General features: G+C 70.7%; 12 protein-coding genes. 6 read left to right on the plus strand and 6 right to left on the minus strand.

Annotated features, from left to right (window positions below):
* Positions 1–29 precede the first annotated feature (29 nt).
* Genes OG787_RS03850 through OG787_RS03860 form a run of 3 tightly spaced genes read left to right on the plus strand, consistent with a single transcriptional unit; the run spans position 30 to position 2913 of the window.
* On the plus strand, positions 30–785 hold the full coding sequence (locus OG787_RS03850) for a (Fe-S)-binding protein (protein WP_369032704.1): 756 nt from the start codon (positions 30–32) through the stop codon (positions 783–785).
* Positions 782–2263, plus strand: coding sequence for a LutB/LldF family L-lactate oxidation iron-sulfur protein (locus tag OG787_RS03855; protein WP_405534288.1), 1482 nt, complete (start codon positions 782–784; stop codon positions 2261–2263). Before OG787_RS03850 ends, OG787_RS03855 begins: the two co-directional genes overlap by 4 nt.
* A complete protein-coding gene (locus OG787_RS03860; RefSeq protein ID WP_405534289.1) occupies positions 2260–2913 on the plus strand; it encodes a lactate utilization protein C in 654 nt (217 codons plus the stop codon). Before OG787_RS03855 ends, OG787_RS03860 begins: the two co-directional genes overlap by 4 nt.
* A gap of 46 nt (positions 2914–2959) precedes the next feature.
* Here OG787_RS03860 and OG787_RS03865 read toward each other — a convergent pair whose 3' ends face one another.
* Positions 2960–3553 (minus strand): TetR/AcrR family transcriptional regulator, encoded by a 594-nt coding sequence (locus OG787_RS03865; RefSeq protein WP_405534290.1) that lies wholly within the window; start codon positions 3551–3553, stop codon positions 2960–2962.
* A 131-nt stretch (positions 3554–3684) separates the two neighbouring features.
* Between OG787_RS03865 and OG787_RS03870 the strand changes: the two genes are divergently transcribed.
* Together OG787_RS03870 and OG787_RS03875 are read left to right on the plus strand one after the other, a co-directional pair.
* Positions 3685–4542, plus strand: a complete 858-nt coding sequence (locus tag OG787_RS03870) for an AAA family ATPase (RefSeq protein WP_369032700.1) — start codon at positions 3685–3687, stop codon at positions 4540–4542.
* Positions 4539–5921 carry a vWA domain-containing protein gene (locus OG787_RS03875; protein WP_405534291.1) on the plus strand — a complete coding sequence of 461 codons (1383 nt, stop codon included), beginning with the start codon at positions 4539–4541 and terminating at the stop codon, positions 5919–5921. The genes OG787_RS03870 and OG787_RS03875 overlap by 4 nt, the downstream gene beginning before the upstream one ends.
* Before the next feature lie 23 nt (positions 5922–5944).
* On the opposite strand, the gene OG787_RS03880 is transcribed toward OG787_RS03875, so the two are convergent.
* Positions 5945–6646 (minus strand): SDR family oxidoreductase, encoded by a 702-nt coding sequence (locus OG787_RS03880; protein WP_369032698.1) that lies wholly within the window; start codon positions 6644–6646, stop codon positions 5945–5947.
* Positions 6647–6883: 237 nt separating this feature from the next.
* On the opposite strand from OG787_RS03880, the gene OG787_RS03885 reads away from it, so the two are divergent.
* Positions 6884–7861: an NAD(P)-dependent alcohol dehydrogenase gene (locus tag OG787_RS03885; RefSeq protein ID WP_405534292.1), complete on the plus strand. Its 978-nt coding sequence runs from the start codon at positions 6884–6886 to the stop codon at positions 7859–7861.
* A 37-nt stretch (positions 7862–7898) separates the two neighbouring features.
* Here the strand turns inward: OG787_RS03885 and OG787_RS03890 are convergent, their stop codons facing one another.
* From OG787_RS03890 to OG787_RS03905, 4 genes are all read right to left on the minus strand, one after another.
* Positions 7899–8267, minus strand: a complete 369-nt coding sequence (locus OG787_RS03890; RefSeq protein WP_369032696.1) for a cupin domain-containing protein — start codon at positions 8265–8267, stop codon at positions 7899–7901.
* Positions 8268–8364: 97 nt separating this feature from the next.
* Positions 8365–9408, minus strand: coding sequence for a hypothetical protein (locus tag OG787_RS03895; protein ID WP_369032695.1), 1044 nt, complete (start codon positions 9406–9408; stop codon positions 8365–8367).
* Between the two features lie 127 nt (positions 9409–9535).
* Positions 9536–10201: a response regulator gene (locus tag OG787_RS03900; RefSeq protein WP_369032694.1), complete on the minus strand. Its 666-nt coding sequence runs from the start codon at positions 10199–10201 to the stop codon at positions 9536–9538.
* The gene (locus OG787_RS03905; protein ID WP_405534293.1) at positions 10198–11439 is read right to left on the minus strand and encodes a sensor histidine kinase; all 1242 of its coding nucleotides are present in this window, start codon (positions 11437–11439) and stop codon (positions 10198–10200) included. The genes OG787_RS03900 and OG787_RS03905 overlap by 4 nt, the downstream gene beginning before the upstream one ends.
* Positions 11440–11618: the final 179 nt, after the last annotated feature.

Here is an 11618-nt window from a genome sequence, read left to right on the forward strand (position 1 = left end):
CATCCGATGATCGACCACTAGGAGCTGCGATGCGTGTCGCCCTGTTCCTGACCTGTGTCAACGACACGCTCTATCCGGACACGGGCCGCGCCGTGGTGAAACTGCTGACCAGGCTGGGCGTCGAGGTCGACTTCCCGATGGCGCAGACCTGCTGCGGGCAGGCGCACTACAACACCGGGTACCGGCATGAGGCCGAGCCGCTCGCCCGGCATTTCTCCGATGTATTCGGGGGGTACGAGGCGATCGTGACGCCCTCCGGGTCGTGCGGGGCGATGGTGCGGGAGCTGTATCCCCGGATGGGTGAGCGGGCGCGGGCCGAGGGGCGCGGGGACACCCTCGCCGCGACCCTGGCACCCGTGGTGCCGAAGACGTACGAGTTGACGGAGTTCCTGGTGGATGTGCTGGGGGTGACCGACGTGGGCGCCTACTACCCGCACACCGTCACCTATCACCCGACCTGTCATGGTCTGCGCGGGCTCGGGCTCGCCGACCGGCCGCGCAGGCTGCTCCAGGCCGTCAAGGGACTGGAGCTGCGCGAGCTGCCGGGTGCCGACGAGTGCTGTGGGTTCGGCGGGACGTTCGCGCTGAAGAACTCCGATGTCTCGGCGGCGATGGGCGCCGACAAGGTGCGCAACGCCGAGTCGACGGGCGCGGAGGTGCTGTGCGCCGCCGACAACTCGTGTCTCATGCACATCGGCGGCACCATGACCCGGCTCTCCACGGGGATGCGGTCGGTACACATCGCGGAGATCCTGGCGAGCACGGAAGAGGAGCCCCTGGCATGAGCGGCGGGACGTTCGTCGGGATGCCGGCCTTTCCCAAGGCGGCCCACGACGCGGTCAACAACCAGACCCTGCGCGGAAATCTGCGCCACGCCACCCACACGATCCGCGGGAAACGGGCGAAGGCCGTCGCGGAGATGTCCGACTGGGCGGAGTTGCGGGAGGCGGGCAAGCGGATCAAGGACCATACGCTCCGTCATCTCGACCGCTATCTCGTCCAGTTGGAGGAGTCGGTCACGGCGGCGGGTGGCCATGTGCACTGGGCCGCCGACGCCGAGGAGGCCAACCGGATCGTCGTCGAACTGGTGCGGATGACCGGGGAGTCGGAGGTCGTCAAGGTCAAGTCGATGGCCACGCAGGAGATCGGGCTCAACGAGGCTCTGGAAGCCGAGGGCATCAGTGCCTACGAGACCGATCTCGCCGAGCTGATCGTGCAGTTGGGCAAGGACCGGCCTTCGCACATTCTCGTCCCGGCGATCCACCGCAACCGGGGTGAGATCCGGGAGATCTTCGCGCGTGAGATGAGCGAGTGGGGCCGCCCGGCCCCCGAGGGCCTCACCGACGCACCCGCCGAACTGGCCGAAGCGGCACGACTCCACCTCCGGGAGAAGTTCCTGCGGGCCAAGGTCGGCGTGTCCGGCGCCAACTTCATGGTCGCCGAGACGGGCACCCTGGTGGTGGTCGAGTCGGAGGGCAACGGGCGGATGTGCCTGACCCTGCCGGAGACGCTGATCTCGGTCGTCGGCATCGAGAAGATCGTGCCAACCTGGCGCGACCTGGAGGTCTTCCTCCAGACCCTCCCCCGCTCCTCGACCGCCGAGCGCATGAACCCGTACACGTCGACGTGGACCGGTACGGCGGACGGCGACGGCCCGCAGACCTTCCATCTGGTCCTGATCGACAACGGCCGCACCGACACCCTCGCCGACGAGGTCGGCCGCCAGGCCCTGCGCTGCATCCGCTGCTCGGCCTGTCTCAACGTCTGCCCGGTGTACGAGCGGGCCGGCGGCCATGCCTACGGCTCCGTCTATCCCGGCCCGATCGGCGCCATCCTCAGCCCCCAACTCCGGGGCACCGCAAGCGAGATCGACGCCTCGCTCCCGTACGCCTCCTCGCTGTGCGGGGCCTGCTACGAGGTGTGCCCGGTCGCGATCGACATCCCCGAGGTGCTGGTGCATCTGCGCGAGCGTGTCGTGGAGGGCGGGCCGGTGACGCGGGAGGGCAACAAGGTCGTCCTGAAGCCGGCGAAGGGCCACGCCGCCGAGCGGGCCGCGATGCGCGCCGCCCGCTGGGCGTTCAGCCACCCCGGCGCCCTGCGCACCGGACAGCGCCTCGCGTCCCGGACGCGCCGCTTCCATCCCCGCACCCTGCCAGGGCCCGGCAAGGCCTGGAGCGACACCCGCGATCTGCCGGCCGTTCCTGCGGAGCCGTTCCGTGACTGGTGGCAGCGCACCAACGGCGGAAAGGACACCCCCAAGTGAACAGCCGCGACCTGATCCTGGGCCGGGTGCGCCGCGCCCTCGCCGACGTGCCGCGCGACGACACACCGTACGACCAGGCCGTCGACCGCGACTATCTGCGCGAGCACGGAAACCGCAGCGTGGAGGAGACGGTCGAACTCCTCGCCGAGAACCTGGCGGACTACCGGGCGATCGTGCACCGCTGCACCGACGACGAGCTGCCGGCACTCCTCGCCGGGATACTGGCCGGACACGGCTCGACCTCGGTGGCCGTACCGCCCGGTCTGGACGAGCGGTGGCTGTCGGCCACCGACGCCGTACGCGTCCCGGACCGGGGCGAGAGCACTCCGTACGACCTGGACCAGGTCGACAGCGTGGTCACGGCCTGCGCCCTCGCCGTCGCCGAGACCGGCACGATCGTCCTGGACGGTTCCCCCGACCAGGGGCGCCGCCGCATCACCCTCGTCCCCGACCACCACATCTGTGTTGTACGGGTCCCCGACCAGGTCGTCTCGTCCGTTCCCCAGGCCCTCGAACTCCTGGACCCGGCACGTCCGTTGACCTGGATCTCGGGTCCTTCAGCCACCAGTGACATCGAGCTGGACCGGGTCGAGGGGGTGCACGGGCCGCGCACTCTGGAGGTGGTGCTGGTGAGTGGTGAGGGCCGCTGATCGGGCCTCCCGTTGTGCGCTGATCGGGTGTCCCGTCGGACGGAGGCTACGCCACTCCCGCCGCGTCCATCAGCGACGCCACCGTCACCGTGGTCAGACCGGCCAGTGACTCGATGCGGGCGCCGGAGCGGGCGCTCGCGCCGTCGAAGACGAGCATCAACTGCCGCGCCAGCAGCTCGGGCTCACGCGCGCCGCCCGCTTCCGCCTGGGCGCGGAACCAGTCCTGGAGGCGCTGCTTGGCCTGCTGGGCGACCACGCTCGCCGGGTGCCCGGGATCCTTCAGCTCGACGAGCGCGGCCAGGAAGGGGCAGCCCTGGTAGCCGGGTTCCGTGGAGGCCTTCTCCAGCCGCTCGAACAGGCCGAGGACGCGCTCGCGCGGGGTGCCGGCGTCCTGCGGGCCGGGCATGAGCTGTTCGGCGTACCCGGCCGAGCGTCGGTCCAGGCTGGCCGCGAGAACCTCGTCCTTGCTCGTGAAGAGCTGGTACATCGACCGCTTGGAGACTCCGGCGGCCTTGCACAACGCCTCGACGCCGATGGAGACGCCGTCGCGGTAGAACAGCTCGGCCGCCGCGTCGAGCAGCCGGTCGCGCGGGGATGCCTTGTCGGGCGCGTTGCCCGGCGCCTTGTCCGTAGTGGCCATACGGCGAGGTTACCTCGCGGACCGACGTGGGGAAACCGATCGGTTCACTCGTGACAGAAGCGGTGACCAAGCGCTTAGATAGTAGATCCGAACCTGTTCGCACCCCATTCGCGCCCACGCTGGAGGCCCCGTTGTTCACATCCGTCGACGACGTCTCCGTGCGCCTCGCCGAGACCGGCTATCTGGCCTCCCCCGCCGTGGCCACCACGGTCTTCCTGGCCGACCGGCTCGGCAAGCCGCTCCTGGTGGAGGGCCCGGCCGGGGTCGGCAAGACCGAGCTGGCCAAGGCCGTCGCCGAGATCGCCGGAGCGGAGCTGATCCGCCTCCAGTGCTACGAGGGCGTCGACGAGTCGAGGGCGCTGTACGAGTGGAACCACGCCAAGCAGCTGCTGCGCATCAGCGCTGGCCGCGACGAGTCGTGGGACGCGACACGCACCGACATATTCAGCGAGGAGTTCCTGCTCCCTCGGCCCCTGCTGACCGCCATTCGCGGCGACGAGCCCAAGGTGCTGCTGATCGACGAGACCGACAAGGCGGACGTCGAGGTGGAGGGCCTGCTCCTCGAAGTGCTCTCCGACTTCCAGGTCACGGTCCCCGAGCTGGGCACCATCACCGCGGCCCGCCGCCCCTTCGTCGTCCTCACCTCCAATGCCAGCCGCGAACTCTCCGAGGCCCTGCGCCGCCGCTGCCTCTTCCTCCACATCGGCTTCCCCGACGCCGAGTTGGAGCGTCGCATCGTACGGCTGAAGGTGCCGGACCTCGACACGGCGCTGGCCGAGTCGGTGGTACGGGTGGTGGGCGCGCTGCGCGCGATGGACCTGCGGAAGGTCCCGTCGGTCTCCGAGACCATCGACTGGGCCCGCACCCTGCTGGCCCTGGGCGCGGACACGCTCGACGAGACGGTCGTACGGGACAGTCTGGGCGTCCTCCTCAAGCACCAGGACGACGTCCTCAAGGCGAGCGCCAAGTTGGACCTGGACGCACTGTGAACGCCCGGTCCACCGACGCCGGTTCTGGCGCCGATGTCGCTGAACGCCTGACAGGACTCGTCGGGGCGCTGCGCTCGCACGGCGTCCGGATCGGCACCGGGGAGACCGTGGACGCGGCCCAGGCGGTGGCCGTACTCGGGTTCGCGGACCGGGAGTTGTTGCGCGAGGGGCTGGCCGCGACCCTGCTGCACGGCACGGACCAGCGTCCGGTGTTCGACCCGGTCTTCGACCTGTATTTTCCCCGGAGTGTCGGAGCGCCCGGCGCTGCTGGGCCCGCGGACCGGGACGAACTGCGGGACCGGCTCGCGGCCGCGCTGGCCGCCAACGACCGGGCGCTGCTTGCTCAGTTGGCCGTCGAGGCGGTCGACGGCTTCGGCGGATACGGCTCCTCGCCGGGGTCCGACGGCTGGTCGTCGTACCAGACGCTGGACCGGCTCCGGCCGCAGACACTGCTGGCCCGGGTGCGGGCGAGCCTCCGCGAGGGCGCCGGGGAGACGGAGTTCGCCGACCGGCTGCTCGACGACGAGATCCGGCGGCGGATCGAGGAGTTCCGGCGGCTGGTCGGCGCGGAGGCCCGGCGCCGGGTTGCCGAGCGGCGCGGCCGGGACGAGATCGCCCGACGGGCGGTGGCCCCGACCGCCGACCGGGTCGACTTCCTGGTCGCCGGACGCGCCCAACTGACCGAACTGCGCAGGGCGGTTCAGCCGCTGGCGCGCAAACTCGCCACCCGGCTGGCCGCGCGCCGCCGCAAGGCCGCACGCGGCTCGATCGACCTGCGGCGCACGGTGCGCGCGTCGCTGTCGACGGGCGGGGTGCCGATGCGGCCCGTACTGCGCCGGCGCCGGCCCGCCCGGCCCGAACTGGTGCTGCTGTGCGATGTGTCGGGCTCGGTGGCCGGTTTCTCCAACTTCACGATGCTGCTGGTGCAGGCGCTGCACGACCAGTTCAGCAAGGTCCGGGTGTTCGCCTTCGTCAACCGCGTCGACGAGGTGACCGGCCTGCTCGTGCACGGCGCCGCCGACCCCGAGGGGCTCGGCGCCCGCATCCGCGCGGAGGCGACTCTGACAGGCTGGCACGGCAGCAGCGACTACGGCGTCGCGCTGGGCGAGTTCAGCGAGCGGTACGGCGACGCCGTCGGCCCGCGTACGACCGTGTTCGTGCTCGGTGACGCCCGTACGAACATGAGCGACCCGAACCTGCCCGCCGTACGGCAGCTGGCCGAACGGGCCCGCCTCGTCTACTGGTTGAACCCCGAGGGACGGTCCCAGTGGGGCACGGGCGACTCGGCGGCGCCCGCGTACGCCAAGCTGGTGGAGATGCGCGAGTGCCGCAACGCCCGCCAACTCGGCGCCCTGATCACCCGGTTGCTGCCGGTGTGACGGCGGCCGGGCAATAGGCGTGACTACGCGGTGAGTTGCGGGTAGAGCACCTCGACGCCCGCCGCGAGGCCCGCCTTCACCTGTCGGCTCAAGTCGTCGGCCAGCACCTCGAAGGCGCCGGACTCGATGCCGTCCAGGGCCTGTGCGGCGACGCCGTCGGGGGTCGACTTGAGGGCGTCGATACCGGCGGTCATGTCCGTGTCGACGTATCCGACGTGCAGACCCGTGACGTCGATGCCGCGCGGCTTCAGGTCGAGGCGCAGGGAGTTGGTCTGAGACCAGAAGGCGGCCTTGGAGGCACTGTAGGAGCCCGCGAGGCCGATCCAGGACAGCACCGAGTGGACGTTGAGGATGTGGCCGCCACCGTTGCGCTCGATGACCGGGACGAAGGCGCGGGTGACGAGGAGGGGGCCGTAGAAGTTGGTCTCGAACTCGCGGCGCACGTCGTCCACGGGCGAGTCCAGGAAGTTGGCGTTCACCGAGGCGCCCGCGTTGTTGATCAGGACGGTCACGTCCTGGGCCCGCTCGGCCGCCGCCGCGACGGACGCGGGGTCGCTCACCTCCAGGGCCAGCGGTACGGCGTCGGGGTGGGTGACGGTCCGGGGGTCGCGTGCCGTGGCGTACACCTTCTTCGCGCCCCGCTCGTAGAGCGCTTCGACCAGCGCCCGTCCGATACCGCGGCTGCCGCCGGTGACGAGGGCGACCGAGCCTTCGATGCGCGTCATGAGGTTCTCCTGGAGCGTGGGACAAGGGGCGGTGCGGGCAGAGCCCGCCTGGACCACCGAGGAAACCGATCGGTTTCCATCTGGCTCCCACGAGAGTAAACCGATCGGTTTCTCAGGGCAAGTGCGGTCGGACCCCTACGGGTCGAATACGGCTTTTCCCGGATACCCGCACCCATGAGGCTCCCCCTACGCTCGCGAGTAGCGGCAGATGCCGTGCGCGAGGGGGGACGGGACAGGATGAAGGCAGTGACTCAGGACGCCTACGGCTCGGCGGACGTGCTGAAGGTGAGCGACATCGACAAGCCGGTGCCGACGGCCCGGCAGGTGCTGGTGCGGGTGCACGCCTCGTCGCTGAACGCGTACGACTGGCATTTCATGCACGGTGACCCGAAGCTGGCGCGCCTCGCGTTCTTCGGGCTGGGCAGGCCCAAGCTGAAGGTCCGGGGCCGGGACTTCGCCGGCCGCGTGGAGGCGGTCGGCAGCGAGGTCAAGGGCATCTCGCTCGGCGACGAGGTGTACGGCGAGGCGGACGGGTCCTTCGCGGAGTACGTGTGCGCGGCCGAGGACTCGGTGGCCCGCAAACCCGCCGGCCTCACCTTCGAACAGGCCGCCGCGATCCCCCTGGCCGCGAACACCGCCCTCATCGGCCTGCGTGATCTGGCCCGGGTGGCGCCGGGGCAGACGGTGCTGATCAACGGCGCGTCGGGCGGCGTGGGCACGTTCGCCGTACAGCTCGCCAAGGCGTACGGCGCGGAGGTGACCGGCGTGTGCCGGACGCGGAACGTGGAGATGGTCGCCTCGCTCGGCGCGGACCACGTCATCGACTACACCCAGGAGAACTTCGCCCTCGGCGACAAGCGCTACGACGTCGTGCTCGACCTGGTCGGCAACCACTCCCTCAGCGCGCTCCGGCGCGTCCTGACACCCACCGGGACGCTTCTGCTGTCGGGCGGCGGGGTGTACGAGGGCGGCAGCCTCGTGGGACCCATGGGGCTGTTCATCAAGCGGAAGCTGGTGGCGCCCTTCGTCCGCCAGCGGCTCCTCGAACTACCGGCGGTGGCGAGCCGGGAGAACCTCACGGCACTGTGCGAGTTGGCGGAGGCGGGGAAGATAGCCCCGGTCATCGACCGTACGTATGCGCTGAACGAGGTTCCCGACGCGATGCGGTATCTCGTGAAGGAGCATGCGCGGGCGAAGGTCGTCATCACGGTCTGAGGCGAACCGGCGTCATCCCTGACAGGGATGGGCTCTGTCAGCTTCCTTCCGGTGCCTTCGCGTAGTCCTGCGCCATGCCTCCCGCGAAGTCGTGGACGATGACCTGCTCGTCGCCGACGACCCACGCGTCGTGCCCGGCCGGACACACGAAGACATCGCCGGGGCCCACCTCGCTCTCGCCGCCGTCGTCCATGCGGATGTGCATCCGGCCCTGGAGGACATAGCCGTTGTGGTGGATCTCGCAGCTCTTCGTGCCCACGATGGGCCCTACGGACTCGGACCAGCGCCAGCCCGGTTCGAAGGTTCCGATGGCGAAGTCGAGCCCCGTGAGGTGTACGGCTTCGAGGTGTCCCCGGGGGAAATCGCGCCGCTCGTCAGGCTTCTCGACTGTCTTGATCTCCAGCATGTCGTGCCTCCCGTCCCCCGTCATGGCTGTCGGACCCCCGCTCCCTTCCATCGTCCGCCTCTCAAGCCGGGGCCGCCATCCGAGCGATGTGCCGGCGTCAGAGTTCGAAGGTCACGAAGCCGTCGTCCGTGTCCGGCCCCGGTGCCGTCACCGTGTAGCCGAAGCGGTCCTTGAGGGAGGTGTCGTCCCAGGGTGCGGCGCGGTCGCGGTAGTTGAAGACGATCTCCTTCTGTGCGCCGCCGCGCTGAAGGATCCGGGACATGGCGATGTCGTCGGGGTGGTGGTGCCGGGCGCCGCTCGTGGAGATCAGATAACGGTCGCAGTCGAGGAGGTCGAGGAGGTCCGTGGAGATGTTGTGCTTGCTGCCGTGGTGGGCGACCTTGAGGACGTCGACATGGAGCCGTCCGCCCGCCGCCTCGGCGCGGGGCCGCAGCGACTCGACGAGCCGACGGTCGTCCGCGTCGCCGGTGAGGACGATCCGCCGGTCCTCGAACTCGAAGAGCAGTCCGATGCTGGAGACGTTCGTCGGTGAGGGGTCCCGCTTGAACGGCGTCGCGGCGAGCTGCTCCACGTCCACAGCGCCGCCGAAGGGCTCGAAGCCGTCCACAGGGGGTGGCTCGTCGGGGTCCCGGCCCGGTATCAGCCCGTGCTCGGCGCACACGTCCACCCACACCGGGGCCAGCCGCTCCAGTTGCAGACGGTCGGGCGAGAGCACCTCCATCGTGGACCCGTCGTCGAACCACCCGATCCGCTGCCCGACCTCGGCACTGCGCCCGCCGAACGCGTCGTTCCAGGGCATGTTCTGCCCCAGCAGCGCACTGGTGAGCCGCTCGCCGTCCTGCGCGCCGAACCCCTCGGCGTCGAGCAGGTGGTCGAAGCCGTTGAACCACACGTCCCCGAACTCCACCGACCGCTCCGGATCCTCCAGCAGGGCGAGTACACCGAGGACATGGTCCTGGTCTACGTGCGTGACGACGAGGACATCGACCAGCCCGTCGAGTCCGGCGAGCACCGGTTTGATCAGCGGATACGTCCCCGCGCGTCCACCGTCGACAAGGATCCGCCGGACGAACGAGTCGTCGCCGTACTCCAGGAGCAGGCAGTCGCCGTCCTCGCCGGGCATCATCGTGAACCGGATCATCGCGGCCTCCCACGGTGGGACAGCGGCATTTCTCCTATTATAATTGGCAATGCCTCGTATGTCCTGGCATACGTCAATGGGCGTCAAGCCCGCCATGGCCAGGAGGAACGACAACTCCCCCGCCAGGTCAGGTGAGTTCGAGTACTCCCCTGCGCACGGCCTCCGACACCGCCGCCGCCCTGTTGTCGACCTTGAGCTTGCGGTAGACGCGCACGAGGTGCGTCTTGACCGTGGCCTCGCTGAGGAACAGCGCCTCGGCGATGGCCCGGTTGCTGCGCCCCTCGGCCATCAGCCGTACGACCTCGATCTCGCGCCCCGTCAACTCGTGCTCCGGGCTGACCACTTGGCCGACGAGTTCCCCGACGATCTCCGGTGCCAGCCCCAGCGCCCCGGCGGCGGCCCCGCGCACCGCGCGGAACAGCTCCTCGGGCGGCCCCGCCTTGAGGACATAGCCGCGGGCGCCCGCCTCCAACGCCCGTACGACATCGGCCCGTCCGGCATAGCTGGTCAGCATCACCACGGCCACGCCGGGTGCCTCGGCGACGAGCCGGCGGATCGCCTCGATCCCGTCGATCCCGCCGCCCGGACTCCCGAACCGGAGGTCCATCAGCGCGACATCGGGAAGCATCCGGGCGACCAGGGAGACAGCCTCCTCACCGCTGCCCGCCTCGGCGATCACATCGAGGTCCGGTTCGCCGTCGAGGAGCGCGCGCAGGCCGGCCCGTACGACGGCGTGGTCGTCCGCGATCAGGACGCGCAGCGGCCCGGTCGCGCCGGGCGGGTCCGCGGTCATCCGGCGGTCGCCGTGGGGACGGGCGCGGCACCGGGTTGGGGCCTGGGCCGCGCGGAGACCGTGGCCCGGATCCGGGTGCCCCGGCCGGGCTCGCCGCGGACGTCGAGGTCACCGCCGTACTCGCGCAGCCGCGCCCGGGCGGCGGGCAGTCCGAAGCCGCGGCCCGGGCCCTGCGAGGTGCGGGCGAAGACCTCGGCCGGGTCGAACCCGACGCCGTCGTCGCTGACTTCGAGGTCCACCCGGTCCGGCCGCCGGCTGAGGGTGACCTGCACGTTCACCGCGTGGGCGTGTTCCCAGACGTTGGCCAGCGTGCTCTGCGCGACGCGGAACAGGGTCGTGGCGGCGTGTTCGTCGAGGACGGGCTGGGGGTCGCCGACCGTCCGGAACCGTACCTGGGCCGCCGTCCCGTCGGCCTGGGAGCGGGCGCACAGGATGCTCAGCGCGCCTTCGAGGCCGGTCTCGGCGACGGTGGACGGGGTGAGGTCCCGGATCATGCGGCGGGTCTCGGTGAGGTTGGTGCCCAGTCCGTCGGCGACCGCGCGGACGCGGGTGCGGGCCACGTCGGGGCGGTCGTCCCAGTCGCGTTCGGCGGCCTGGAGCAGCATGAGCCCGCCGGCGAGTTCCTGGGCGAGGGTGTCGTGCAGATCGCGGGCGATCCGCGTCCGCTCGGCCAGTACTCCCGCCCGGCGCTGCTGCCGGGCGACGAGGTCACGCGTGCCGCGCAGTTCCTCGACGAGATGTCGGCGCTCCTCGGCGTCCCGCTGCTGGGCGCGATAGAGGGCGACGGTGCCCCACACCGCCGCCACGGGCACCAGCACGATGTCCGGGACGAACCGGCCGCTGGCCTCGACCAGTGCCGCAACGAGGACGAGAGTGATGGCGGCGAGGGCGACCATCGCGAACCGACGGCCGAGCACCCGCTGCGCCGCACAGGCCAGCGGCAGGGCACACCACACATAGGCGGAGGTCAGCACGTCCGGGACGAGGAAGAGGAGCGTCCCCCACAGCAGGAGCAGCAGCGGAATCCAGGCGGCCCGCCCGACCGTCCCGAGCCGCTCCCCCAGGACGAGTCCGCCCGCGTAGGTGAGCGCGAGCAGCCCGCTGGCGGTGGCGATATACCAGCACAGCGAGCTGTTCAGCCGGGCGAGCTGCAGAAGCGCGGACGCGACGACGACGAAGAACGCCAGATGCGACACATGCTCCAACGTGGGCCGACTCCCGCGAACACGCTCGAGCACGGCAGATCCCCTTGACCGGACGGTTCCAATCGAACAGAACCCCGATCCTATCGACCGCCTGTATGCCCCGTGTGAGGAGCCGGGCGGCCCAGCTGATCGTGGGTGCGCACCCACGCTCTGCTTTTAGGGGCGCGGGGCTGTATCGATCTGCGGCTCCGCCGCAGGGCGCGACAAGCCCC

Origin of the sequence: Streptomyces sp. NBC_00075, assembly GCF_045041225.1 — a bacterium.
GTDB lineage: Bacteria > Actinomycetota > Actinomycetes > Streptomycetales > Streptomycetaceae > Streptomyces > Streptomyces adonidis.

Coding starts and splice junctions, on each gene's coding strand:
- OG787_RS03890 (WP_369032696.1), bottom strand. CDS start 8,267: ATGCTGGAGATCAAGACAGTCGAGAAGCCTGACGAGCGGCGCGATTTC.
- OG787_RS03900 (WP_369032694.1), bottom strand. CDS start 10,201: ATGACCGCGGACCCGCCCGGCGCGACCGGGCCGCTGCGCGTCCTGATC.
- OG787_RS03850 (WP_369032704.1), top strand. CDS start 30: ATGCGTGTCGCCCTGTTCCTGACCTGTGTCAACGACACGCTCTATCCG.
- OG787_RS03865 (WP_405534290.1), bottom strand. CDS start 3,553: ATGGCCACTACGGACAAGGCGCCGGGCAACGCGCCCGACAAGGCATCC.
- OG787_RS03880 (WP_369032698.1), bottom strand. CDS start 6,646: ATGACGCGCATCGAAGGCTCGGTCGCCCTCGTCACCGGCGGCAGCCGC.
- OG787_RS03895 (WP_369032695.1), bottom strand. CDS start 9,408: ATGATCCGGTTCACGATGATGCCCGGCGAGGACGGCGACTGCCTGCTC.
- OG787_RS03885 (WP_405534292.1), top strand. CDS start 6,884: ATGAAGGCAGTGACTCAGGACGCCTACGGCTCGGCGGACGTGCTGAAG.
- OG787_RS03855 (WP_405534288.1), top strand. CDS start 782: ATGAGCGGCGGGACGTTCGTCGGGATGCCGGCCTTTCCCAAGGCGGCC.